Annotated in this window: 22 protein-coding genes, 6 pseudogenes and 1 riboswitch; of the genes and pseudogenes, 17 read left to right on the top strand and 11 right to left on the bottom strand. The window is 33.8% G+C overall.

Features of this window, described 5'->3' with window-relative positions:
* Positions 1–54 precede the first annotated feature (54 nt).
* The 3 genes from AC1DKZ_RS26835 to AC1DKZ_RS26825 all read left to right on the top strand — a co-directional run bounded on the left by AC1DKZ_RS26835 (position 55) and on the right by AC1DKZ_RS26825 (position 1199).
* Positions 55–219 carry a BC1881 family protein gene (locus AC1DKZ_RS26835; protein ID WP_070169564.1) on the top strand — a complete coding sequence of 55 codons (165 nt, stop codon included), beginning with the start codon at positions 55–57 and terminating at the stop codon, positions 217–219.
* Positions 220–493: 274 nt separating this feature from the next.
* Positions 494–727 carry a hypothetical protein gene (locus AC1DKZ_RS26830; protein ID WP_098636486.1) on the top strand — a complete coding sequence of 78 codons (234 nt, stop codon included), beginning with the start codon at positions 494–496 and terminating at the stop codon, positions 725–727.
* Between the two features lie 238 nt (positions 728–965).
* On the top strand, positions 966–1199 hold the full coding sequence (locus tag AC1DKZ_RS26825) for a YuzF family protein (RefSeq protein ID WP_098636485.1): 234 nt from the start codon (positions 966–968) through the stop codon (positions 1197–1199).
* A gap of 67 nt (positions 1200–1266) precedes the next feature.
* Here AC1DKZ_RS26825 and AC1DKZ_RS26820 read toward each other — a convergent pair whose 3' ends face one another.
* The 4 genes from AC1DKZ_RS26820 to AC1DKZ_RS26805 form a co-directional block, all read right to left on the bottom strand.
* The gene (locus tag AC1DKZ_RS26820) at positions 1267–1542 is read right to left on the bottom strand and encodes a hypothetical protein (protein ID WP_001087723.1); all 276 of its coding nucleotides are present in this window, start codon (positions 1540–1542) and stop codon (positions 1267–1269) included.
* Between the two features lie 140 nt (positions 1543–1682).
* Positions 1683–2390: an IS6 family transposase gene (locus tag AC1DKZ_RS26815; protein ID WP_431182980.1), complete on the bottom strand. Its 708-nt coding sequence runs from the start codon at positions 2388–2390 to the stop codon at positions 1683–1685.
* 489 nt (positions 2391–2879) lie between these two features.
* Positions 2880–3185, bottom strand: coding sequence for a DUF3784 domain-containing protein (locus tag AC1DKZ_RS26810; RefSeq protein ID WP_165773210.1), 306 nt, complete (start codon positions 3183–3185; stop codon positions 2880–2882).
* A 1954-nt stretch (positions 3186–5139) separates the two neighbouring features.
* Positions 5140–5355, bottom strand: a complete 216-nt coding sequence (locus AC1DKZ_RS26805; protein WP_002204037.1) for a spore germination protein — start codon at positions 5353–5355, stop codon at positions 5140–5142.
* Positions 5356–5501: 146 nt separating this feature from the next.
* Between AC1DKZ_RS26805 and AC1DKZ_RS26800 the strand changes: the two are divergent.
* Positions 5502–5597: pseudogene (locus AC1DKZ_RS26800) on the top strand (DUF3983 domain-containing protein); the annotation flags it as partial.
* 64 nt (positions 5598–5661) lie between these two features.
* On the opposite strand, the pseudogene AC1DKZ_RS26795 reads toward AC1DKZ_RS26800, so the two are convergent.
* Positions 5662–6334 (bottom strand): annotated as a pseudogene (locus AC1DKZ_RS26795) (IS6 family transposase).
* A gap of 254 nt (positions 6335–6588) precedes the next feature.
* Here AC1DKZ_RS26795 and AC1DKZ_RS26790 point away from each other — a divergent pair.
* From AC1DKZ_RS26790 to AC1DKZ_RS26775, 4 genes and pseudogenes are all read left to right on the top strand, one after another.
* Positions 6589–6819, top strand: a pseudogene (locus AC1DKZ_RS26790) (spore germination protein); the annotation flags it as partial.
* A 117-nt stretch (positions 6820–6936) separates the two neighbouring features.
* Positions 6937–7086 (top strand): annotated as a pseudogene (locus tag AC1DKZ_RS26785) (spore gernimation protein GerLB); the annotation flags it as partial.
* A gap of 69 nt (positions 7087–7155) precedes the next feature.
* The gene (locus AC1DKZ_RS26780; RefSeq protein ID WP_133116735.1) at positions 7156–8316 is read left to right on the top strand and encodes a Ger(x)C family spore germination protein; all 1161 of its coding nucleotides are present in this window, start codon (positions 7156–7158) and stop codon (positions 8314–8316) included.
* Positions 8317–9183: 867 nt separating this feature from the next.
* Positions 9184–9276: pseudogene (locus AC1DKZ_RS26775) on the top strand (hypothetical protein); the annotation flags it as partial.
* A 468-nt stretch (positions 9277–9744) separates the two neighbouring features.
* Here AC1DKZ_RS26775 and AC1DKZ_RS26770 read toward each other — a convergent pair.
* Positions 9745–10695 carry a nucleoside hydrolase gene (locus tag AC1DKZ_RS26770; RefSeq protein ID WP_476997427.1) on the bottom strand — a complete coding sequence of 317 codons (951 nt, stop codon included), beginning with the start codon at positions 10693–10695 and terminating at the stop codon, positions 9745–9747.
* Positions 10696–11139: 444 nt separating this feature from the next.
* Here AC1DKZ_RS26770 and AC1DKZ_RS26765 point away from each other — a divergent pair, with 444 nt between their 5' ends.
* On the top strand, positions 11140–11433 hold the full coding sequence (locus tag AC1DKZ_RS26765; RefSeq protein WP_098636687.1) for an ArsR/SmtB family transcription factor: 294 nt from the start codon (positions 11140–11142) through the stop codon (positions 11431–11433).
* 393 nt (positions 11434–11826) lie between these two features.
* Here AC1DKZ_RS26765 and AC1DKZ_RS26760 read toward each other — a convergent pair whose 3' ends face one another.
* From AC1DKZ_RS26760 to AC1DKZ_RS26750, 3 genes are read right to left on the bottom strand one after another with little or no spacing between them, the layout of a single operon-like run.
* Positions 11827–12252: a YvaD family protein gene (locus AC1DKZ_RS26760; protein WP_098636688.1), complete on the bottom strand. Its 426-nt coding sequence runs from the start codon at positions 12250–12252 to the stop codon at positions 11827–11829.
* Between the two features lie 52 nt (positions 12253–12304).
* Positions 12305–13369, bottom strand: a complete 1065-nt coding sequence (locus AC1DKZ_RS26755; RefSeq protein WP_476997426.1) for an acyltransferase family protein — start codon at positions 13367–13369, stop codon at positions 12305–12307.
* A gap of 18 nt (positions 13370–13387) precedes the next feature.
* On the bottom strand, positions 13388–14266 hold the full coding sequence (locus AC1DKZ_RS26750) for a class I SAM-dependent methyltransferase (protein WP_076539111.1): 879 nt from the start codon (positions 14264–14266) through the stop codon (positions 13388–13390).
* A gap of 426 nt (positions 14267–14692) precedes the next feature.
* Between AC1DKZ_RS26750 and AC1DKZ_RS26745 the strand changes: the two genes are divergently transcribed.
* The 8 genes and pseudogenes from AC1DKZ_RS26745 to xerS all read left to right on the top strand — a co-directional run bounded on the left by AC1DKZ_RS26745 (position 14693) and on the right by xerS (position 23081).
* Entirely contained in the window at positions 14693–15895 is a 1203-nt protein-coding gene (locus tag AC1DKZ_RS26745) for an MFS transporter (protein ID WP_098636690.1), read from the top strand.
* A gap of 95 nt (positions 15896–15990) precedes the next feature.
* Positions 15991–17202: an aminotransferase class I/II-fold pyridoxal phosphate-dependent enzyme gene (locus AC1DKZ_RS26740; protein ID WP_098636691.1), complete on the top strand. Its 1212-nt coding sequence runs from the start codon at positions 15991–15993 to the stop codon at positions 17200–17202.
* 386 nt (positions 17203–17588) lie between these two features.
* Positions 17589–17723 (top strand): annotated as a pseudogene (locus AC1DKZ_RS26735) (ATP-binding protein); the annotation flags it as partial.
* A gap of 14 nt (positions 17724–17737) precedes the next feature.
* Positions 17738–17929 (top strand): hypothetical protein, encoded by a 192-nt coding sequence (locus tag AC1DKZ_RS26730; protein ID WP_098636692.1) that lies wholly within the window; start codon positions 17738–17740, stop codon positions 17927–17929.
* On the top strand, positions 17926–18207 hold the full coding sequence (locus AC1DKZ_RS26725) for a hypothetical protein (RefSeq protein WP_098636693.1): 282 nt from the start codon (positions 17926–17928) through the stop codon (positions 18205–18207). Before AC1DKZ_RS26730 ends, AC1DKZ_RS26725 begins: the two co-directional genes overlap by 4 nt.
* Before the next feature lie 1189 nt (positions 18208–19396).
* Complete coding sequence (locus AC1DKZ_RS26720) at positions 19397–20095, top strand: DUF6944 family repetitive protein (protein ID WP_476997425.1); 699 nt, start codon at positions 19397–19399, stop codon at positions 20093–20095.
* Positions 20096–20760: 665 nt separating this feature from the next.
* Entirely contained in the window at positions 20761–20913 is a 153-nt protein-coding gene (locus tag AC1DKZ_RS26715; protein WP_016090075.1) for a hypothetical protein, read from the top strand.
* A gap of 1091 nt (positions 20914–22004) precedes the next feature.
* Entirely contained in the window at positions 22005–23081 is a 1077-nt protein-coding gene (gene xerS / locus AC1DKZ_RS26710; protein WP_098636697.1) for a tyrosine recombinase XerS, read from the top strand.
* Positions 23082–23259: 178 nt separating this feature from the next.
* Here xerS and AC1DKZ_RS26705 read toward each other — a convergent pair whose 3' ends face one another.
* Positions 23260–24354, bottom strand: coding sequence for a phosphodiester glycosidase family protein (locus AC1DKZ_RS26705; RefSeq protein WP_000681820.1), 1095 nt, complete (start codon positions 24352–24354; stop codon positions 23260–23262).
* Between the two features lie 160 nt (positions 24355–24514).
* Complete coding sequence (gene mgtE / locus AC1DKZ_RS26700; protein WP_476997424.1) at positions 24515–25843, bottom strand: magnesium transporter; 1329 nt, start codon at positions 25841–25843, stop codon at positions 24515–24517.
* Positions 25844–26120: 277 nt separating this feature from the next.
* Positions 26121–26288: riboswitch (M-box (ykoK) riboswitch) on the bottom strand.
* Positions 26289–26455 lie beyond the last annotated feature (167 nt).

The raw sequence follows: 26455 nt of genomic DNA, 5'->3' as shown, positions 1-26455 counted from the left end.
TACAATTTATTTAACATAATAAGATTAAATGAAACAATAAGAAGGAGTGAAGATATGAAACGCATGCCAACGCAAGAATTAAGTAACGAGTTAAAGAAGCGGAAAGGGATTACTTCTATTAAGATTGAGTCTTATGAGAAAATTGAAGTTGGTGGAATTGTTGTAGATGGACCGGCTGTTATTTTAATTAATCAAGAATACCTAAAAATTGTTGAATGAAGAAAAGGATGATCCTTTACGAAAAGGGATGATCCTTTTTGTTTGTTACGACTAATAATAGGATATTCGTATATTCCATCTGATGTGATGAGGTAAAAGGAAGGAGAGGGTCGGGATTATCATAGTGGAAAGCTTAATATTGGTAGAATTTCTTTTTATTTTATATACATTAGTTGATAAAAAACAAACTAAGTATTTGAACCGATAGATTGTCTTCTTTTTAAGAGTAGGATTTATTTTATAGTGAAACGGATAATTTAAAGGAGGAATTTAGATGGATGCAAGGAAAGAACGCATAAAATACGAGAAGATGTCAAAGAATTATGATCGTATTTATTTAGTTTCGTTACTCCTATTAATTGTACTTGTTTGTAGTAGTGTGATTATCATAGGAGCTACAGGAGGAAAATATGGAGTGTTTTTATTGTTAGCAATTTTACTTAACGCACGTATTACGAAAGAATCTCAAAAAAAGTATGAGCAGTATGCTAACAAAGGGCGTATTTAAAATGACACATATCTTGAAAAGAACAACCTGAATGTACATGCAAAATATCCCTATATCATCACCTATTAACTAACAAAAGTAACCGTATATAAATAATTTTTTAGTAATCTAGGAATAGAAAACGTACCTTATTAAAATGTTATTTTTGTTCCCATAATGAATTATCCTTCTAGCATATTTAAAAGATTTATATCATATATTAAGAGAAAGAATGTAAGTTAGAAAGGAGTTTTATAGATTGAGTTATTTGGAGGGAAATGACTTGAGTGAACAAAATATGGTAAGTGTACCAAATCCCCACGTATATCAGACATTACAATCGATAATTGGTAAACATGTGGTTATTGAAACTGTAAGAGGCAATGTAAGAGGAAAGTTAAAGGATGTGAAACCAGATCATTTGCTAATTGAAGATACGGTACCGTATATTGTACGAGTTCAACAAATTGTATGGATTATGCCAAAACAATGATTAAATTACATCTAATTTGATTTATAACAGATTGGTTTCATAGAAGACCAAATAAAAACACAGGGTTTTATCTCTGTGTTTCTTCAAATTTTCTTTTTTGGATATATGCTTGAGCATGGATAATTTCTTTCTGAAGTTCTTTTAATTCTTCCGTAGATCCTGATTCAATCCTCATGTACGTAGTAACTAGGCTAATCATCATATCCATCTTCTCTACTATATTTTGAATGACCTGTTCAGATTGCTCTTTTTTAGGGTGTTGTATTGCTATTAATACATTTTCTATATAATTATTCTTTCTTTGCTGGATATCATAAATAAACTGTTTTGTGTTTGAGTTCATTTGTTATTCCTCCGTTTTGGATATACTTCTATTCTATCACACTTGAATGGAAAATATTGGATTATCCTAAACTTACACATGTCTCGCACATCTCCTCAAATATACAAACCAAGGTTCTGGTGCAAAGATTGTATTTATTCTTATGCAGCCATTCCGAATAGTTGATGAATAAACTTCACTTCATTTTGGACAGACTTGTCCCGTAAAATAAGTTGGCCTTTTTTAATGATATGCATCGCTTCTATTCCTGAAAGAATAGATTTAGCTGTACGAAAAGAGTTCAATCCTAGCATTGAACGAACTCTCTTTTTAATAAAACGATGATCTTGCTCTACAATGTTATTAAGGTATTTTACCTGCCTTATTTGGATGCCCACAGGCATCTTTTTCTCTGTCTTCAACTCTTCAATCGCTATAGGATAGGCCGGGTTTTTGTCCACTGTAATCACTCGGGGCTTTGAAACATGAAAAGACTGCAAAGCTTTCTTGAAAAAACGCTTTGCAGACCTAGGATCTCTTGTTTTGCTTAAATGAAAATCAATTGTATATCCTTTTGAATAAACAGCACGATATAGGTACATCCATTGACCTTTGACTTTCACATACGTCTCATCGACTCGCCAAGAATCATTGGTTGACTTAAGATGACGTCGTACTCGCTTATCTAATTCGGGACCATATTGATGAACCCATCGCATGATAGTTGTATGAGCCAGGGATAGCCCGCGTTCTTCCATCATTTCGACTAAATCACGAAAACTGAGGTTGTACCGTAGGTACCATCTCACGGTTAATAAAATAATATCCGGTTGATAATGTTTCCACTTGAATAGATTTTGCTTTTCCATACCAATCACATCCTTTTTAGAGTAATAGTATCAGTATGTCCAAGTCTGAAAGACTTTTTTTAGATATTTTGAAGTTTTTGCACCAGAACCGTTTAGGGAACGATGTGAATAGAAAATTATGCATGAAATTTATTGAATCGAATTATGACTTGTTGGTGCTAATTGAAAACTAAACAAAAGCGTTATTTAGTCATAAAAAAGAACACTGTTTAACAGTGTTCAATATGTAATACGAGCCTTATGAGGATGAATAGAACCGGTGGATTCAGTTCTTAATACAGTATATATCTTTTTAGGGAGAGAAATGCCAACAAATAAAAAGAGCACATAAATATAAGTGTGCTCTGAGAGATGAAAGGTAGATTCCTATGAATGGAGAGTCTCCATACAATAATATATGCTTGTCCAGTTAAAAGGTGAAAAGTTTTTTACAAAATAGTTATTTGAAGCGGTTGTATAAATAAAAAAAGAGCCATATAATAACTCCTTTTAAAAAGGTTTATTAATCATTTCTTTTCGAACTAAAACAAATAATGTACCTGCACAAATACTGATTGCATAGATTATGCCACTTATGGAACCGAAGAACTCTAGTCCAAAAGGAAGTAGAAAAGTAGCGATTCCTATTATGTAAGTAAATATACCGAATAACTTAGCTAGTTTATTTTTATCACCAATAAAAGTATTTTCTTGATATCCTGCAATAAGAAATAAGCGCTTTTTAATATGAATCTGATAACCAATTACTACAATGATTAAACTAACAAGCGTACTGATTGCAAATCCACTCATTATATCCACCTACCTTATTTTTAATTTACCATATTTAGGTTGGTTTTTGTAGGGTTAATATAGAGATTTGTGTTGCTATGCGGGGAATTTAAAGTCCAAAAAATAGAAATAGGAGAAATAAAAGTGAATAGTTTTTAATAAAATCCTTATTTGGCTTACTGATGAAACACCGCAGTGTTATGGATTTGACTGACTGGTGCTTAATTAATACAAAATCGTTATTTGAGAGAAGACAACAGCTGAAACATACATACGATTTAAAGTTGCAGCTATTGTTAAATGTTGGGGGCTCTATAAACTTATTATTTCTTATTTTTCTTTATACTAACAACGACTGCGACAATCATTAAGAGAATAAGAGGGAACCAAGCATATGACATGTATAATTCTCCTTTTAATATTTTTCTATATTTTACCACGTTTCAGCTTTTATGCGGGAGAACAAAAACTAGATTAAAACAAAAACGCTATTTGCGCGACACGTTTCCTTATAAGTTTGTAAACACGAAATAGGAGGGTTATCACTTTGATAACAATAACTGATTGACTGAAAGTAGGAATGAAAGCCGTCAGGTTGAGCTGAAACTACTTATCTGATACTCCTACATGCAAGGCGTGATAGTAGTCATAAATTGTATGAAGCTAGGTGAAGTCGGCTGAACAAAGCCTAAGTGAGAAATCATATGGTGATGGATAGGTCGGGATGCTACAAAATATCTATGGTGAGAATGTCCGACAAAGGACTGGCAAACTTGCGAATGTACGGGTCTAAACGTTTAATACATCAGAAATGTGTATGTCGTTAATGACGACGTTATCTATCGAAAAGTAAGATTAAATAGTATGAAATTCGGAACATCTAACAATGAGGATATAAAGGTAACAGGCTTACAGCAAGCACCTAAGGATATATGTATAGCTAGGTCAATGGGAACGTGATAAGCAAGAAACTGTCAACAACGCCTACTAGCGGACAGATGCATATAAGGTTCTAACGAACCGAAATTGCTCCATTCTTGTGAAGGTGGGGACACAGTACCGACGAAGCATGTAACGAATGTGGAGGGATAGTCCCTAGTCTTGTTCTTTGAAAGCTAAATCAATTAGATGTAACTCACAGGATCGAGTAAGATGATGTGACCTTTCGTAAGAAAGGGGAATTAATACGTTGGTGAGTACAACATTGTTTGTAATCTAGTTGCTTTAGTATAGAAGAATAAGATGGGACGCTGTATGCGATGAAAGTCGCACGTACAGTGTTAAGCGGGGGGAAAGCTGGAGATAACTTCAAAGTCTTACCTATCGCAACGGGTAGAAAGTGATTAAAATTTATATGAAAAGCGGAGCTGTAATTGATTGGGAATTTGAAAATGAAAATGATTTGAATGAAGCCTTGGAAAAGGTGGGAAACGCTGATTTTACATCAGGCGATAATGTGAAATGTTTGGGAATGATAATCCCGTTTTGTAATATCGACTTCTTAAGATTAGTAAACTAATAACTTTTAATAAAAATTTCATTTTGTAGAAAATCCTCGCGTAAAAAAGAGCAGTTAGTATAGGCTAACTGCTCGGCTCCAAAGGGGGAGCGGCGAAAGGGAAGGAATTCTTAAATGAGTTCTAGCTTATCGCCCATGTATAGTATGTGTTTAATATTAAGGAATATTCAGGTGTGTAACAAATAAAAAGAGCGCCTTCGAAAAGCGCTCTTCCTCGGAGTGTGTAGTGCATGATACTTCATGAAGGTTTTTAAGAAATAAAATGAATGAGCCCACAACTGAAAAGATGCGGCTATACAATAACATATGAAAATGCGTAGTAGGAGTGACAATGAAATCTAAAATAAAAGAGCAGCTAGCAAAAGCTAACTGCTCATCTCCAGGGGAATTGGAGACTAATGTATCTACAATATTGACGAAATATTGGATTTTATTCAGGAGAGAGTGGAGTGAATCATTTTAGTTTGATACAACTTGATCTTGATCTGCAACATCAGCATCAAATGTGTTTGTTGCACTAACACCGCTAAAGTTATTGGTAATAAAAGCATTATTTGATGAACCAGAACCATTGTAAGATTTTTGATTGTTTTTTGGAGAAACATTATAAAAATCACCTAAATTAAAAGAACCGTTACTGTTTTGAACGACAAGGTTTCCAAGAATCGATGGCAAAGTTTTCACCTACTTTACTTAGGAAGTATTTAAATTAGTATATGGTGAAGGTGTCTATAGGTTCTTTTGGATCTAAGAATTCGAAGTTATGGTTTGTGAAGAACCTTAATAAAATAATCCTTTGAATAGAAAGTGAGGTTAGGAGAATCGCTAATTTAAAGAAACGGAAAACAAGAAAGGCTATTGCTCGGCGCACAAAGGCTTTTGAAAAATATAGAGTTGAAAAGGCTTGGAGAAATATTTGTTTCTGGTGCAAATATCTGAAGAATAACACGGAGAATAGTAAATTCCCAACGGAATCGTATTTTATGCTATAAGTCCGAATAGTTGGTGGATGAACTCTTTTTGATTTTGGACAGACTGATTTTCTAAATCAAGCTGTCCTTTTTTATCATATGCATGGCATCAACGCCACTCAATATAGAGATTGCTGTTTTAAATGACTTGAACCCCAACATAGAACGCACACGTTTCTTAATAAAACGATGATCTTGTTCCACTATATTGTTGAGATATCTAACTTTCCTAATCTGTATGCCTTCAGGCATATGTTTCTCTTTTTTCAACGCTTGAATTGCTACAGGATAGGTAGGATTCTTATCTACTGTTATCACGCGAGGTTTAGCAATATACGAAAAAGTCAATGCTTTCTTGAAAAAGCGCTTGGCTGCTTGTTTATCTCTTGATTTACTTAGATAAAAATCAATGGTATTTCCTTCTGAATCAACAGCACGATATAAATACGTCCATTGACCTTTTACTTTAATATAGGTTTCATCGACTCTCCATGAATCATTTGTTGATTTAAGATGATGTCGTACTTTCTCTTCTAATTGAGGTCCATATTGATGAACCCATCGCATAATCGTTGTGTGAGCGATGGATAATCCTCTTTCTTCCATCATTTCCACCACCTTACTGTTAATAATATGAGTTCAGGCTGATAATGCTTCCATTTGAATAAACTTTCCCTTTCCATACCGATCACCCACCTTTTTAGAGTAATACTATCAGTATGTCCAAGTTTAGGAGATTACTTTCAATTATCTTGAAGTTTTCGCACCAGAACCTAGTTATCTTAAGGCTGTGTTAGACTTGCCAAGCGAGTTAAATAATTCATCTGTTAGAGCTATCTTTAAAGATAGCTCTTTTCTAGTATATATTTCCTTCTACTAGCGGAACCTAATTAAAACCTGTTGAGAGGGAAGCTAAGTGAGTGGAATTGTTAAATTTGGAATTAGGCTTCTGAAATCGATGGGACAAACAGTTGATCTTGTAATTGGAGAAGCGCGGTGAATGTAGGGATTGTGAATCCGCTCTTAGTATTATTGTTTTAGTTACTGCGATTGATTTTGGACTATATGGAATCATTTTAGATCTTATTGCACTTACGATTCATATAACAAATTTAAAAAGTGTTGGTATTCCTTATATAACTCTTATTGCTCCTGCATTTTTTTAGATTGAAAAGAAGAATTTATTCGTCTGTCAAAAACGATATTGACAGATAAATCAGATTAATATCGAATGAAATATTCTATAATAAATCTAGAGGAGCAAAAATAATTGAAATCATTTTAGCATGGAGATGAAAAACTTAGGAAATGGGAACTTGGTTTTGTTGCATCTTCAACTAATTTTGGTATAGGTGCGTTGTCTATGCCGCGAGATATCGCTATGCAAACTTTATTTTCAGACGGTGGGATTATTTTGATTTTGAGTGCATTGATATGAGCTTTATTGTGTTAACGCCTTTACTAGTTTTTATTATATATAAGATAAAATGAAGGAATGGTGGAAATGAAATGTCTTCTTAAAGTAATAACAATTACGTTTTTAGCTGGGGCTATCAGCGGTTGCTCTGAGTTAACTGAAATAGAAGAAAGAGGATTTGTTGTAGGTGCAGCTTACGATATTGTAAAGAAAAAGAAATCCAATCCAATTATGAAAGGGACGTATCAGATGGTACTTCCCAGTAAGTTAACGCAACAAGGTGGAAAAGGTGTAGGGAATAATTATATTGATGTGAGTGCAAAAGCAGATAGTGTGTTTGAACAAATACGAATAATCTCTAAAAAAATTAGTCGTACTTTATTCTTTCCACATATACAAGTAATCATTTTTTCTGAAGAATTACTCTCGAATCCAAATGTTTTACAAAATACGTTAGATGTATACATTCGAGATCATGAAATGAGAAGAAATATTCGTCTATTTGTTTCTGAGAAAAATGCAGAAGCAATCTTGAAACAAAATGCAAAACCAGAAAATTTACCGGCACAGTATATTGATATGCTAGCTGAACACCCTCCAAAAAATGCTCAGATGGTTGAGGCAGCAAGAATTGGTGACGTGCAGGAAAAGATAAATTCAAAACGAAGTTTTGTACTACCTGTCTTAGGGCTAACAAAACAAGGGATAGAAATGGAAGGGGCTGCGTTGTTTCGTGGGAAGGATAACAAGTGTGTTGGAATGTTAAACGGAGAACAAACATTGGGAATGAACTTTGTAATTGGTGAAAAATTAGGAGGTTATTTTACCATACGTAAAAAGAATCAGCTTATTACATATGAAATTCATAAGCTACACCGAAAAATAAAGGTATTTACTGAAAATACTACAAAACCGAAGTTTGATGTTCATTTATTTCTCGAAGGTACTTTGGCGGAGTTGCATTTTAGTGATCATAAACAAGTTATGAATGAAAAACGCTTAACGAAGGACATTTCAAAAGAGATGGAGCAAAGGATTCAAAAATCAATAAAGCTTGTTCAAAAAAAACATAAGGTGGATGTATTAGCGTTAGGAGAAGTATATAAGCGGCATAATTATAAAGAATGGAAGAAAATAAGTAAGAATTGGGATCAAGGTGAAAATTATTTTAGTAATGCTGAAATTAATGTTCATGTTCATCCAGTAATTGAACATTCAGGCTCAGCTTTACCGAAGAGAGTGAAATAAGGTGATTTGAGTCGTTACCAGATTAGACATACGTTGTACGATATTAATGGTGGTTCTGTTAGGTGTTATATATTTTATTTTTATTACTCTGGTTGCTTGATTTACATTGCCTTTATCTCCTACATAAATAATATGTGAATTTGTAAACAATGAACAAGCCTTCACATTATTTACTCAAATTCCACATTCAGCTTTTGCTAATATTTCTTTTTAACTAAAGGTTTACTGAATGACTTGTATTTGCTCTTTAGGAATAGGTATTATTAGAATCGCGCATTATTAGTCAACGAAAAGAAAATATAAAAATAAAAGCAAGTTTTTTAATAAAATAGTATCGATACTAATTAGGTTATTTGCATTATACTTGGTGCAAAATATGAAGGATATAACAGTTAGGGGAAATGCAAGGAAAACCAATGTATATTTGAAGTGAAAGAGCCGATCCTTATATTTGTGAGTCGGCTTTTTCTGTTTAATAGATACCAAATAAGAGCGCAATATTTTAAAGGTCATTTTGTGATATAACTAAGTTGAATTGTGAACTACTCGCCACTAAGCAAAGCTTGAAGTGGGAGCTTCTCAGTTCCACGATGAAAGTAACCTTCCGTCTCCCTGAGCGTTACTTCGGGGTGTAGATGTCCAACGCTTGGACGCTCTCTTGGTACGGTTGATATTTTAAGCAGGAACCAAATGGCTTGGTTTTGGCACTCTATTTTCTTCCTGCAACCTTACATATCAAGTTATCAAAGAACTTCATATAGCTAGTTTATCAAAAGTTTTTGGCTATGCGAAACCGAAATTCATCTCCCACCTACCGTTGAGCTATCGCCCTTCACACGCTTGAGGAAGGAGGTAAATTCGTTAAAGATGAAAGTTGCATTAGTAACAGGTGCTAGTAGGAGAATAGGGCGTAGCATTGCCATACATTTGGCGCAGGCGGGTGCGTTAGTCATAGTAAACTAAAGTAAAGTTGTTAAACAAAGATGTATATTGACATCAAATTTTAGCTGTATAAAGATTAAGCCAGTTATGTTGTGCAATGCTGTATGAAGAAGGTAGGGCGGAATTTCAAACATTAACGAGTAAATTTAATAATCTCATCAACAGCCTTGATATAACCACCTGCCTCACGGAATGATTGACTGATTTTTTTGCATTCTCTTTGTAAGTTGAATCCTGCAACACCTCATTAACGGCATGCTTTAAATCCTCGGCCGATTATAGGCTATAATCAATTTTTTGAAAAAGACATAATCTTATTTGGATTAAACTTTATATAACCTTAGCTTGATGGGCGTGGGGTACAGCTAACATTTTTGAAATTTTGTACGATAAGCGAATTTTAACCCGAAAAGTCGAATTCCTGTACGTTAAGTGAAGTGACTTTTCATTCACATAATCCGTATTATTTGAAGTTAATAAAGTATGTTACACTCTCTTCTTTAAGAACGTTTCCATAATATCCTTCTTAAATCTTTCATAATCAAACTGAAAAGCTACATTATGCGTTTTATAGCCTGGATTAGTAGCAAAACGAAAGTCTGCAATGCTTTGACCAAATCCCTCTCCTTGATCAGGAATAACTTTAATGGGTACTCTTGAAAGGCTAACAGCCCCTTGATTCAGCAAATACCACACTGTTACAAAATCATGCATAGGGCTTCCGCTTATACCAGGATTAGACTTGGAGTAGAAATTATAATAATAGTCTAACATAGGTTTGATGATGAGTCCTGCAAGATCCTGTGTATTCCGATGAAATGCATCGATTTGCTGAACCATTTCGGGTGTAACAATCGCATGTTGAGTTACATTTAACGGAATAATTGTTAAGTTCTTCGCATGCTGCAGAATTAAGTTTGCTGCATAAGGGTCAGCGTAAAAGTTAGCTTCAGCAACGGCAGTCACGTTACCTGGATAGAAAAAAGCTCCGCCCATGCAAATGCATTCTCTTACGTTTCGCATTGTTTCTAAATTCAATACAAAGGTCGTAGCTAGCGAAGAGAGTCTTCCCAAATTGATAATTGTAAGGTCGTCTAAATTTGAATGTATAATTTGATAAATATCATTTAAAGGATAAACTGGATAAGAAATTTCAGGGGGAATGATAGGTCCTAATCCGACTTTTCCATGTACCTCAGGGAAATACTGAAGCAATATACCCGTCAACGGTACAGAAGCACCAAGGAATACAGGTATCTCTTTTTTTCCCGCAATGTACTTCAAATAGTTAATATTTCTTATTACATTTTCTCTTGATACATTTCCATAATCGGCTACAATCCCTACAAGTTGAATATCTTTACGAAAAAAAGTGTACAGCATAGCAAACGCATCATCAATTCCCAAATCTGTAAACAGGAGAACCTTTTTTTGCATATGTCTTCCTCCAAAAATTATAGAATCCTACTTTCACTAAGGATGTAGTGATTAGACTACGCATGTACATATATATTTTATGTATTCCTAAAGAGTAGATTCTATTCATATGTAGTTAAACTAAAGGGGGTAGCATACATTTCCATCAACCTAAAGAATCAAAATCCCTCCATAATAAAATGTGTATTTCGAAAATAAGACGTTTTGAAAAAATATATTTTTGTAATGAATCTGTAGTAAAATATTTACATTCCAGATTTATAATAGGGGTAGGTGATACATTTCATTTTAACAACTGTTACATTCTAATAAATAAAATTAAGCATCTCAAGCAATGAATCGTGTAGAACACAAACATGACGACGATGCATACTAGACCTTATAGAAATCTTGATGCACTTCACAATCAAACAGAACAAAATACAATAATAAAGGAGAGAAACAATGACTTCCATTACATTTGATTCAAAAAAACGGATTATTACGGAAGAAGATGTTGAGATTTTAAAAATAATGGCACATCCCATTCGGCTTCAGATTGTGCAAGAATTAAGCAGCCAAAAGTCTTTCAACGTTTCTCAATTAACTGAGATTTTGGACATACCACAATCCTCTGTTTCGCAGCACTTATCCAAAATGAAAGGGAAAATATTAAGATCTGAGCGAAAAGGACTAGAAATGTATTATTCCATTTCTAACAACAAGGCAAGTCAGATTGTTGCTGTACTTGGTATATAAATACATCTTAAGTTTATACAATTAGTTAAACGGTTACCTGAAAAATCAATTGTATGAGATACGTTCATTACAATTACCCTATTCACATATGCTCTACCTTACATTCGCGGCAAATAATAAAGATTCCTGTTGCATACTGTATACCCGTGAGGTTTATTTACAGAATTTGAATGTAATCTGCTATTCACCTTAAATAAAAAAGGAGAATTGGCTATACAGCTGCTTCTCCTTTTTACATTATCTTTAATTCATCATATGTTTTTTTCTACCCAGTCTTTATAATCCTTAGACTTTTCCCATACACCCTTCGAAATAGTCACTAAAAAGTGTCTAGCTCGAAGGGTATTTTTTGTGGGAGAACTATAAAAGAGAGTTTATAGTGACTTTTAGGTACTATATTTTGTGATTTCTTGATGAGTATAAAAAATTATCATTATCTTTTGGGGCAACAACAGTTTTAATGAAAAAGAATGGATAGATAAGTAAATATCCGTTAAATACCCACCAAGTAATATCGAAATCATTGCTATAAGCCCAAAATGCAATGGCTTGTAAACCAGAACAAAATGTTAAAATCAGTGATATTAAAGCAAGGGAACTCCAAGAAGAACGTTTTTTGTTATATAGGTATATGCTGGTAAGTCCGGTAATGGAGATTAATATATCCAGCGGGAAAAACGACCAATTCCATGCCACGATGATTGGATTATCATAATCCTTAAATGCCCAACTTTCCGGTATAAGGTGGAAAATAGTAACTAGCCAATAAAGAATAAACCCAATATCAGTTACGAAAAAAAATGGTTTTAAATATTTCATTTTTTCCTCCTATACAAATTTAGTATATAGTATGTCATGTCTAGGATGTGCTTTATATTATTTTGTTTACCCTAGGAATACGGAGCAATAGAATACTTATCCCTAGTGATAAAACTAAGGTCAAACTTGTAACTGTAATCGTTTTTAAAATAACATTTAAATCAAACGAACTAAACATAAGTTGTAAGCCAACAATAATTGGTCCCTGAATTATATATATAGAATAACTAGAACGGCTAATTATACTAAGTAGGGGAGTAGTATAGTTTAATTTCTTCTTGAATAGGACTAATAGTTTTAAAATTATTCCTACAAATGTAAATGGCTCCCAAAAAGAATAGTATAGCGATTCAAGTGTAAACCCACCGAAAAAGTAATTTATGCGATCCTCGTCTAAAAGGAATACAATAGGCATCGTTATTATAGAAACTATTGAAATTCTAAAATAAATGGATGCAACTCTATCGTTTATTTGATTTAGCCAGTTATTTCTGTATGCAATGATTCCGATTATAAATAATGCAATGTACTGAGGGAAATATCCAAGTGTGAAGTCATGTATGTATAGTCGATCAGTTGGAAACAGTAATCGAACAATAAAGTTACAGATACCCATAAATATAATAAAGACGAATATTTTCATAATGCCTGGGAAACTAATCTGCGGTATTTTTATTGCCGTAGTTTTTCTGATTATGGTATACATTACAGTAAAGTAGAATAACGCCATAACAAACCATAAATTATAAAAGCCTAATGACGAGAGATAACTTTGTTTCTTTACAAGGTTGATACTCAAGGGGTTTAAAACAAAGAAATAAACAAAAGCAGGGATAAGAAGTTTAGGAACTCTATCTCTCAAAAAATTAGAAAAGCCTTTGTTGTCAAAAGACCTAGGTGAAAAATATGCTGCGATAAAAAAGAAAAGGCCCATAAAAAAGCTTTGGCATAGAGCGTTTATTAGAGTAAGGACAGATGTGGAAATGGTATCATCCGACGGTTCTATATAATACCATCCGCCAGCTCCCCCGTAGGCACTACTCGTATGAAATAAGACAACTAAAACAGCAAGAAATGCTTTTAAGTTGTTTATATAATGGAGTTTCTCATTGCCCATTTACTCGTCTTCCGCCTTTCATATACTACTACCTTTAGATGCCACCCCAGCAACAAATGTATGGCTTAATTTAAATTCATTGCCCTGTTGAATAAATAGATTTATTTGTTCTTTAATTTTATGTAATATTTCTTCTTCTCTATCTCTATCGAGTACATCTAAGAAGCCAGCTGCGGCACCAGAACGAAAAACCCATTCCATCGCATCTTCTGCATCTTTACAAGGCAGGATTTGTTCCCCTTCCCAGCGATCAATTGTATTTAAATTCCCTTTATTAAACCATTTTTGTAGGGTAAGAGAATTCGGTGGCAAGTTAATACTGATGTAACGTTTTAAATATGTAGGGTCATTACTAAGAACCCGTTCAAATGCTTTCATAAGAATTTCTTCTGAATCACATCGTGTTTCTATTATTCCAACTTGGCCATTAGATTTTAGAACACGATGGACCTCTTTGAGAAAAATAGCTGGATTTGTATAGCAAATAGCCCAACCGCACACCACCGTATCAATGCTTGAGCTAGGGATTTGTTTTAAAAATTCCACCATATCTCCTTGGTGCATATTGAATTTTAATCCAGAATATTTAGATATTTTATTCCGTGCAACGTCTAGCATACCAGCAGATTGATCGACAGTTGAAATAGTGCCTTCACCATTTAGACGATTGGCTACCTCCGCAGTAATAAAACCAGTGCCACAAGCTAGTTCTAATACGTGTTGTCCAGGTTGTATATTCATTTTATTTAGTAAACCTAGTGAATGTATTCCCATGGTACTAGAAAAGAAAGAATCATAATCATCACTAGCTTTATCGTAATCTTTGGAGCTATCTGCATATTGATTCGAAACTTTAAACCATGCAACTCGTGCTGCTAATTTGACTTTGTTTAACATGAATTTCCCTCCGTAAATAGTTAATTAGTGATTAAAACGGCTACCTACCAATAATACTAGAGTGACCTAATGAGATGTCATTTGTAAAAAAACGGAATTTGCAAACCCAGAATTCATGCTATCACTGAGAAAAAATTTCGTCAAGTTATATTTTATGTACATGATATACAAATTATATAAATAAAATTAAGCGGAGTTTCTCAGAATAAGATTGCAAAATTTACTAAGATGTTAATAGAAAGTGGCAATTAATTAGAATTAATCAGAATTATTTAGCACAAAATGACATGGAGTCATATTCTAATTTTTAGATAAATGAATTAGAAGTATTTTACAGACGGTGCCATATTGTCATATCATAATTTTCAGACGAGTTAAAATCGTCAATTATTTCCAGAATCTAAACGGAAAGGAGGATAATACTGAGTGACAAGATTTCAGAGTCTGAAAAAAAATCCGCTAACTGGATTACTTGTAATTTCTATGGCCGTATTTATCGATATGTTGCTATATAGTTTAGTGGTTCCTATCGTCCCTTTATATGTTACGAAATTTGGAGCTTCTCAGACTACTGTTGGGATTTTAATAAGTTGCTATGCTTTTACTTTTATAGTTTTTACCCCGATTTTAGGTGTAGTATCTGACAAGTTCGGAAGACGTGGCTCAATGCTTTGGGGGATGGTGGTACTAATAGCAAGCACTTTAATGTTTGCTTTCGCCAGTAATATGTACATATTAATTCTAGCAAGGCTATTACAGGGGATTGCCGCCGCTGCGACATGGACCGCTGGCTTAGCCCTTATTACCGACCTATACCCAGCAAATAAAAGAGGTAAGGCTTTAGGGACCGTTATTACTTTCATGTCAGCTGGAACACTTCTAGGGGCACCTGTTGGTGGATTGTTATATGAATGGGGAGGATATCAACTACCTTTTCTACTGGCAGCCGGTATTGCGTTATTAGATGGTTTAGCAAGGATGTTTTTATTAGAAGATCCACCGAAAGATAAAGAAGCAAGTAGTGTAGACATCCTGAAAATATTTAAGGACTTTGAAGTGTTAAAAATCTTTGGAGTTGTTTTACTTGGGTCATCCGCAATAAGCATTCTAGAACCAACATTGCCTATTTATCTTATGGAACATCTAGGCGCAAATACTGTACATATAGGTTTTCTGTTCGGGATTACAACTCTTGCATATGGATTGGCAAGTCCAATTGCCGGTTGGTTATCAGATAAAAGTGGGACTTTTTCTATTATGATGATTGGTTTAATCATTCTGGCTGCATTCTTACCTTTAGTAACGATTCCAAATTCATTGGTATTAGAAGGAGTTATATTGTTCTTTTTAGGGGCAGCGGCTGGTTTGGTTTTGACACCTACACTTCCAGAACTAGCGAATTCTGTTGATCGCTTAGGAGGGGGAGCATATGCTACTGCATTTGCCGTTTTCAATGTTGCGTACTCTGTCGGAATGATGATTGGTCCAATATTCGGTGGCTTTTTTGCAGATATGTTTAATGTATCAACAGCTCTTTATATTCTAAGTGCCATTATGGTATGTTACAGCATTACATTAAGATTTTTGAAGGGCGAAACAAAAAAGACCGAACATAAAAATTATTTATAGAATAATAGCCTTATAACTTAGTTTTCATTGTGCTTAAGGAAATTGGAATTAGCAATTATAAAATAAAAGATATCAGGGATATTTGGAGGAAAACAATGGACATATTTAAAAAGTGTTATGATTGGGATTTTGTTAAGGGATTACGAGAAAATAATATGTATCCTTATTTCAAAAAGATACAAAATAAATTCGGAACAGAGATAGTTGTGGATTCCAATAAAATGTTGATGGTCGGTTCTAATGATTATTTAGGTCTATCTAACGATGTACGTTTAATAGAAGCTTCTGCGGAAGCAGCCGCAAAGTTTGGAACTTCTTCATCTGGTTCAAGGTTTTTAAACGGAACTTTATCCATTCATGAAGAACTAGAGGAACGGTTAGCAAGGTTTTTACATAAAAATAGAGCATTGGTATTTTCAACAGGATTTCAGACAAATTTAGGTGCAATTTCCCCTCTATTAGGACGACATGATATCGCAATTATTGACCGAACAGTTCACGCTTCTATTGTAGATGGTATACGTCTAGGATACGGAAAAATGAAACGTTTCCGCCATAATGATATGGAAGACCTTGAAAAACAACTTAAAAGTTGCCCGGAAAACGTAGGGAAACTAATTATCGTTGACGGTGTTTTCAGTATGGAAGGCGATTTAGCAAAACTCAAGGAAATAGTAGAATTGAAAAAGAAATATGGTGCACGAGTGTTAGTTGATGATGCACATGGAATTGGGGTTCTTGGAAAAAATGGCCGTGGTACATGTGAGCATTTTGATGTCGAGTCTGATATTGACCTGATTACTGGTACGTTTAGTAAATCATTTGGTAGTTTAGGAGGATTTGTTGCTGGTGATGCCGATGTTATTGATTACATTCAGCACCAGGGAAGAAGCATGATTTTTAGCGCGAGTATGACTCCTTCAAGTGTAGCTGCCACAATAAAAGCATTGGATATCATAGAAAGTGAGCCAGAAAGACGTGATAGATTGTCTCAAACTACCCAAAAAGTGTGTGGTGAATTAACAAGATTAGGTTTCAACATAGGTGAAACAGAAACACCAATTATACCGATCATTATAGGTGATACTACAAAAGCATTTTCATTTTGGCAGGGCTTAATGCAAAACGGTTTATTTACAAATCCAGTTATTTCTCCAGCAGTACCGGAAGGAAGCGAATTACTTCGCACATCATTTATGGCTACGCACACAGATGAGCAAATTGATGAAATACTAAATATTTTCGAGAAGGTTGGCCGTGAGTTTAACATAATTAAAAATGAAGTTGGTGTATTATCTACTAACTAAGTTAATGTTAATCGTTCTGTTATTTATTGAGTTTATATTGCATTGAAAAATAGAGTGAGTTTACTGCCTCTATTTTTCTTTTTAAAAAAGTATTGCATAATATGTAAAATCTTGGTAACATATATATTAACTTGTCCTACTACTTACACAGTAGTAGAAAAAAACTAGAGAACTTTTCTCTAGTTTTTTTTGTGAAGATATTCTATATTTACTATTCATGAGTTGTGATAATGCAGAAATGACGCTACCTCTTATAAGAGAATTGACGAGGAAGGTCCTGAAGTTGTGGCAGAATGGATTATACAGGATTTGTTAAACAGAAAGAAATCAAAAGATGCATCATAAAAAAAGCGCTCATTAGAGTGCTTTTTTATTTTATATGCAATTTCACAACAAACCTTACAGGAGAGCGTTTAGAAGGTGCATACGACGAGCGAATTGTATCGCGTATCTTCAATAAGTTTAGGGCGCTGGTTATCAAAGATACAAAGGATTACAGAAGAAAAACATTGCCATTTTAAAAGGGGGAATTAAGATATGTGCATGTAACGGAACAGGAGTAATTAGAAACGATATTGGAATGGGTATGTATCAATTCGGTTCATGTGTTTGCGAAGCAGGGAATCGCAGTCATGAGGAAGTGGATAGAAAGCGTCATGCCGTTATGGCGAGGTTAATGGAAATTCATCGTATGCAGCAGGAAGAGAAATCAGGAATCGTAGCATGAAAAGCGGACAACTTTCATTTGAGGATGTAATAGGAAGTTTTGACTATGCAGCAACTAGTACTTCCGAAAAATTTCTACGTAGTAATTGTCATAACGCTATAACGCCTACATTCGAAGTTCATTTCTTTGATCAGGATGAGAAACAGAAAATAGATTGGTTTGAAGCGGAAAGTGAAGATGATGCAAAGAGCGATGCAATAGCAAAGCATGGAAGAATTCAAATTATAAAAGCAGTTGTAAGTGCAAGGACATTAGCGGAGATTATGGATCTGGATTAAGAAAGGGGAATGGCAATGAACTTCTTTATCTTGGACGAGCATTATAAAAAGGCTCAATCAAACGGTATTAGTAGAAGAAGACTTTAGGAATGAGTATATTATAACAAAAACGCTATTTTAGTAGAAAACATTTAAAAGGACCCACATTGAGGGGGTGGGTCCTTTTAATAAAACTAAGCATATAGAGATTAACTATATATTACCAAAAATGGAGTGTATTATCTATATGTTAGTTGTTGAGAAAGATTTTAATAAAAACTACATTCGGCACAATAAAGTAGCCAGCTTAATTAGCTAACCCCTTGTTGTACAAAAGAAACTAGGCCCTACAAGTAATGTTTCATGAGCTGTAACTTAAAGTTACAGCTTTAGTATAAACGGGCTTGGAAATATTATGTGGAATGAAGGAAACCTAATAAAAATTTCATTTTGTAGAAATAAAAAATCACTGCACACAGGGCATCTAAAAAGATACCTTAGCAATAACGACGACCAGGGGGAAGTGTTAGCTAAGGTATCTGGATAGTTCTTTGCATACTAAATATGCAATCAAGAGTATTGTTGAATGTATTGGGGTATTCAACAAGTTCAGAATAACACGAAATTTCCGCAAATTCACCCGGTAAATTTGTCCAAAAAAGGTACTTCTATAAAAGTCTTTCACCTAAGAAATGGATTCATAGATCTCAACAAAAGAGTTATTTTAAAATTAAAGAGCGCCATGCATCAGTGCTCTTTAAGATAGGAGGTAACTCTCTGAATGGAACGGGTAGATTAGATGTATATGGTGAAAAAAAGAGATAAGAACAAAATTTTATTATCGATTTAATACAAAAGAGCAACTAGCAAAAGCTAATTGCTCTCCAGAAAAACGTTAAGAAGGAAGTTCAGAATTCAAGTGTATTTATAGTATGGACAAGGTTTATCGATTTATTCAAGGGGGAGAGGGATATGTGTACTTATTGGGAAAGGGCAGTTAAAGAGTTCTTTGAAAAACAAAAGCGGAAAAGTAATAAAAGAGCAGTTAGCAAAAACTAACCACTCGAAACAGGGATGGACCTCTAGATGTAGTTATAGTATGAACGGAATATTGAGTTTTATTCAGGTGTTGAGAGAAGTAGGGTATTAACCTGGATATGCGCAATTTCATATCCTATAAGTAATAAATTAATGACGGAGTAGATTAAGAATGGATGATCCGATTAAGGAGATAGTTGGTGCTTGGTTTGTTGCAGTAGGGACAATTATTGCTGCGATTGGGAGTACCCCTTTAAAAAGCTTGAACAGCGAAATAAGAAAAGACTTGAGCATATGGGGCAATGTGTTACAGGCGACAGGGAATGGTCTGGAAGCTGATGGACAACAAGAAGTATCCCTTGAATTTATTGGTCACGGAATCCAATCAATCGGTAATATAACGGTTCTAAGAGGACTCATTATAGACTTTGAACATGAAACGCAAAAAAAATTAGTGATTGCAGGGAACTGGGTACAGGCATTAGGTGGTGTTACCGCAATAGGTGAGGAAATAGAGGATATTTCAAATATAGATGAATCGTATAACATTGTTGGGAATCTGTTACAAGCGACAGGTAATTCATTGCAGGCAATAGGCGGGGTAGATGAATTGAAAGCTAGTCGGGATAAAATGGAGGGGATTTTTGAGGGGAATGAGGAGGATGGACAGCTTATAGTAATTACAGGGAGTTGGGTCCAAGCAGTTGGCTCAGTAGTTTCATTAATCGGTCAAATAAAAGAAGAAGGCCAAGAGATAGAAGAAAAAAATTACAAGGAACTTAACAAAATAATCCTTTGTGCGACACGTTTCCTCATAAGTGTGCAAACACGAAATAGGAGGGCTATCAATTTGATAACAACAACTGTTTGACTGAAAGTAGGAATGAAAGCCGTCAGGTTGAGCTGAAACTACTTATCTAATACTCCTACATGCAAGGCGTGATAGTAGTCACAAATTGTATGAAGCTAGGTGAAGTCGGCTGAACAAAACCTAAGTGAGAAATCATATGGTAATGGATAGGTCGGGATGCTACAAAATATCTATGGTGAGAATGTCTAAAATAACGGACTGGCGAACTTGCGAATGTACGGGTCTAAATTATTAATACAATAGAAATTTGTATGTCGTCAATGATGACGTTATCTACCGAAAAGTAAGAGTAAAGGATACGAAATTCGGAACATCTAACGATGAGGGTGTAAAGATAACAGGCTTAAAGCAAGCACCTAAGGATATATGTATAGCTAAGTCAATCGGAACGTGGTAAGCAAGAAACTGTCACCAACGCCTACTAGCGGACAGATGCATATAAGGTTCTAACGAACCGAAATTGCTTCATTCTTGTGAAGGTGGGGACAAAGTACCGACGAAGCATGTAGCGAATGTGGAGGGATAGTCCCTAGTCTTGTTCTTTGAAAACTAAATTAACTAGATGTAACTCACAGGATCGAGTAAGATGATGGATGGAGAATTCACGATGAAGAGAAACGTATAGCAGCGTTTTATAAGAAGACAACAGCTTAATGGGGGTAGAGATGGATAAAGAACGAGTTATTAAGTTACTAGAAGAACTTGAGTTTTCACAAGGTTTCATTGGTCATGATTGTCCGTATTGTTATTATGATGAAGAAAGCGGTCATAGTGATGATTGTGAATTGAAACAAGTACTAGATTCATTGAAGAAATGAATGGATAACGGAACAATGACTAACAGTGTGGTGGGGGCTGTATTGTAGTCATCGTTCCCTTATTCAACAATGAGATGGTAAAATTTCACGTACCTTTAAAAAAGGAGTAAAATCCGTCTCAAAATGAAAAGAATTCTTATCTTATTGAGACGGAAGGGGAAATTGCGAAGTTATATTTTAAAATCAGTATTAGAATTAAAAATCACTGTATGTTCACATAAACAAAGTACAATAAGGAATACTTTTTACAGGATTATAGGAAACATTCTCTTTCAATATAAAAACAATTAAGTTTTGGGCAAAGCACAACCTATTTAGTCTTAAGTGGTTAAAGTTACCCGTATTGCATTGAAATTATTTTAACATGTATTTATATGCTAGCTATACCCTATAAGCAACCATGTAATCAATATTAAAATGTATAGGTGAATGTATCTGCAACTAAAAGATATTCATACTGATGAAAGGTGCATGATGCATTTTGTTGGATGAACATAAAAGAATTATAAAAAGGGGGAAAAACAAACATTTTACAACTTCGCACGAAATACCAATTTTACGAACAATATAGGATTTAAATAAAAATCTAATGCAGTATTTAGGGATTTCGAGCTCAATTGCATTAATATCAGTATATTGGTATGTGTCTATATAATTCATACTTTATATGGAAATCATTAAATGCCGAGTTACTCATTAATAATTTTTATAGTAAATTACATTTTAATTTATAAGATTTTTTCTTATGTTGATCTAATTAACTCCCCATAACCATGATTAATTTAATCAATTTGCATTTGATAATGATTTTTAAACTATTTTCATGTATTGATTTTTTGTAAGACTTTATATATCAAATTTATTTTACATACATTTATATGTAGTTTTTGCACGAATTTTTATGGTCTAATACTATTTTATTATTTGGTTAGCTATAATTTTCATTGGATTAACTACACTATAACATTTAGTTTTGAGTATATTTTAGTATTTCATAATTTAATTATGTAAATAAGTCTGTGTAAAAATTGAATTTAACGCGAACTTGTGTTCGCATCCCTTTTCTGTTATATTATAAATGAGGTGATTTTATGGACTACAGCAAGCAACGTCAAAAATCAGTACATCGTAAGAAATTATACGAGAATTTAAATGAAATGCCCTTTTACATAGAAGAATTTGTGGAGTACAAGGAATTGCATGATGCCTCTCCCTCCACCCTACTGAATTATGTATATGATTTTAGAGTTTTCTTTAATTGGCTATTATCTGAACAAATTATTGAATTTAAGCCCATTAAAGACATATCCTTCTCTGATTTGGAAAATTTAAAGAAAAAAGATGTTGAGAACTTTATGAGGTTTTTAAAACTACAACAAAATATGCAGAATTCCTCTGTTAACAGAAAAATTTCAGCCTTAAAGTCTTTATTTAAGTACCTTACCTCCCTATCAGAGAATGATGATGGAGAATGTTATTTTTATAGAAATGTAATGGCTAAAATTGAAATACATAAAGATAAGGAAACATTAAATGCCCGTGCAAAACGTATGAGATCTAAAATATTTCATAATGATGACGATCAAGAGTTTTTGAATTACATTAAGTACGAACATGAAAAATCTTTAACAAAACATCAGTTGTTCTATTTCCTAAGAGATAAAGATCGTGATGTAGCTATTCTTTCCCTCTTTCTTGGTAGTGGTATTCGTGTAAGTGAATTGGCCGATCTTCGTATGGAAGATATAAACTTAAAAGAAAGGCTAATTGATGTAATACGAAAAGGAAACAAAGAAGATTCAGTATGGATTACCCCAATTGCATTGAATGATCTTGAAAAGTATATGGAAATTAGAGATAAAAAATATGCTCCAGGGAAAGAATTAAAAAATGTATTTTTATCGAAGTATAAACATACTGCACAGCCTCTTTCGGTTAGGGCTATTCAAGATATAGTAGAAAAATATACTAAGGCCTTTGGTAAAAGAATGTCTCCTCATAAATTAAGACATACATTGGCAAATAAGTTATATATGGAAGAAAAAGACTCGTTACAAGTGATGCAGCAACTTGGGCATACCAGTCAAGATACGGCTTTGTTATACACTCAACTTGGAGAAACAACTATTAAAGATAGTTTAGGACGAATAGGAAAAAATAAAGAATAAGAGTTTAGCAATTTTGCATTGCTGAACTCTTATTCTTTTCCCTAATATAAACCTTTTCCTTAGTTATATATATTTCACTTTAAATATAATTTTATTATGTAAAAAATACATAATTTAAATTATACGTTAATCGGTATATAAAAACATTTCATATTACTTATTCGCCTTTGATTTCTACTTAATGTGAAGTAATATTTGTATCAAATTTATAGAAGGTTTCGGGATTTACTTTTTCCCCATCTATTGTCATTTTTATTTTTTGTTTCGGATTTGCTGTTACTACCCAAGCATTCGGTAAATAACGATCTTCATGGGATAATGTAGAAGGTGAATTGATAACCTTCCCTCCTAAATATAGTGTAGCAGAAGACCCTCCATCCATAGCCATTGCATTTATTGCTCCTTTTTCATATAGAATATCTTGACACTCTTTTAACGTAGCTCCTATGCTATGTGTCTGCCTACCGTCTATCACAAGAAACATTAATGTGCCGTCCTCTTTTTGGGCCATAATACTTCGCGGAGCAGAACCCCAACCGCCGTCTCCTTCTGTGATCATTTTTTCTCCATTTACAATTAACTGTGGCATAAATCCTGCTGCGGAAACGACTTGTTTATCTAAGAGTTGTTGGGTAGAATAATTTCCAGTTATCATTTGTCCAAACTTTGTTAAACCTGTAATAATTGTAGGGGTATTTCTATCCATATTTGTATCAATAGCTTCCCCATTTTCTATTACTATTCCAGTTGCAACATTTCCTCCTCCCCTTCCTGTTTCATCAGCAAACCCACTTGCATTCACAGCAACAAGTGCATTATTACGTTTTGCCATTACGCTAATTTTTTCTCCTCTTTGATCACCCTGTGTCCCTTGATGGCTAACAAGTTTAACATTGAAAGGGTTACTAATAGTGATTAATTTTCCTTCGAAAAGAAAGCGACTATCTTTGTTACTTTTAATCGTTTCTACATCAATTTTTAATGGCTGATTTTTTAATTCTTCTAATCTTTTTCCTGCTATTTTTTTATAAATAGCCTCATCACTATTTGACCATTTTGGATGATTAATTCTATCTTGCAGTTTATCTAGTTCCTTTTGGGATAGGAATGTATATTTCGCATATTGTGGATGCTGAGAAGTTAGTATACTCCCAGCAATTGTTACACGAAGATCTCGGCCATAGTTAGTACCAAATAATATTCCTATGCCAATAAGCATGAAAATAGAAAAAAGAAGCAAAATTCGTTTGAAGATTTTTCTTAGATGTTTCATAGGTTTCTCCTCCGGCATTAATTACATTCAATGAATCCTTTAAGATATTATTTTCCTAAAGACAAAAGTGTTTGTTTCCCTCATTCCCGAGTTCCCCACTATGTCTTTGCAAGCAAAGCAAAATACTTATTCTACATTTCGTATTTATTTCAGTGTATATTTACAAATTTAATAACGTTTTTGCAACCATGAAATAAATTACTAATCCTGTTCCGTCAACAAATGTTGTAATAAATGGACCAGAAACGACTGCAGGATCTAATTTTAATTTTCTCAGAATCAAGGGTAAAACAGCTGCAACAATAGAGGCCCAAATAACAATAAATAATAAAGTGATTGCTACAACTTGTGCAACTTCTGTTCCAACTCCTAACATATAAGCACGAGTGAGCCCAGCTACCCCAAGTGCAAGTCCGAGAAGCATGCCAATTGCAAGTTCCTTTTTCATTACACGGAAAATGTCTTTAAATTTCACCTCTCCAATACCGATTGCACGAGTAATTGTTGCTACAACCTGTGTTCCTGTATTTCCTCCAGTACCTACTAATAACGGTACAAAGAAAGCTAAGGCAACTACTGTTTCAATTTCGTCTTCAAAATACTTTAGTACTGTACCTGTATATGCTTCAGCAACAAAAAGAAGCAATAACCATGGTAGACGTTTGAAGAAAATGCTCCAAATACTAGATTCAAAGTAAGATTGATTTAACGGTTCACTTCCGCCTAACTTTTGGATATCTTCTGTAGCTTCTGCTTCCATAACATTCATTACGTCATCAAATGTTATAATACCAATCATTTCATTATTTGCTGTTGTTACGGGTAATGCTGCTAAATTATAATTCAGTAGCTTTTTTACAACTTCTTGCTGATCAACTTCAGCGTGTACTGAAATTACCTCTTGAATCATGATAGTAGATAATATTTCTTCATCTGCTGCTAGTAATAACTCATGTATGGAAACGATTCCTTTAAGATAACCATGACTATCAAGAACATAGATATAAGATATTGATTCTACATTTTCAGAATGCTCCCTAATGTACTTCAATGTCATTTTTACTGACCAATTCCCTCTAACTGCAACAAAATCACTTGTGACAAGACTTCCTGCCGTTTCAGGTTTGAAAGCCATTAATTTTTTTACATTATGTTTTGTGATTTTATTTAAATACGCCATTAATCTAGCTTGTTTTTCCGGATGAACCGCTAGAAGTAGATCTACTGTTTCATCAATCGGTTGTAAATCTAGTAACTTTTTAGCTTTGTTTTCAGATAAGTGAATTAAGATATTATATTTTTCTTCTGTACTCAAATGTTGAAGAATTTTTGAGCTTTTTAATACAGGAATCTTATCTAGTAATATGACTTGATCTTCAATTGAAAACCGTTTTACTTCTTGTGCAACATCATACGACGGATGACGTAAAACTTTCTCTGCATCCAAATTATTTTGGGTTACAAGTAATTCATTTAATAATTTCTTCATGTTAACTCCTCCTTATATTGCTAAGGGAGACTCTAGAGTTTCATGAGTGGTTTTGTGTTATTTTATCTGTCTAAAATTTTTATTAGAGCATTAATAGTTACATTGCAATCAATTTATTATTTAGAACTACCTCCTTTTTGAATATAGACAAGATAAAAATAAATAACATTAAACAAAAAAACCTTTACTCAAAAAGGAGTAAAGGTTTTTTACAATACAAATAAATGATTATTAAGACAGCTCTGCAAAAATCCCAGAGGTGCCTTTCTATCAAATCGTATACCACTCCCTCGTTGAGTTTTAGCACTGTATAGCATAGGTTTTTATAACCAGCTACATTAAAAAGGGCCTTAATCCGACCGTTCCTGTTGACCCATTGGCGTCTCTCGACATTTTTGGGCAGCAGCGTTTCTCTATACAGGAGCCTCACCTAACAAAGATTATTGAATTACTTCAAAATTTAAACCAGAATTTAATATTTGTCAACTAACTTTCGATTCGATTCATAATAAATTCTTTTTTAGAGAAATGTAATTCGACTCTATTGTAAATTTGAAATTCAACTTAAAAGATATAAAATTTATATACAATTAGTTCGAAGAAACGTTATAA

The sequence above is a fragment of the Bacillus sp. 05T21 genome (assembly GCF_056396785.1).
Note: the sequence above shows the minus strand (reverse complement) of the source record. Positions and strands in the feature narration are given on the sequence as shown.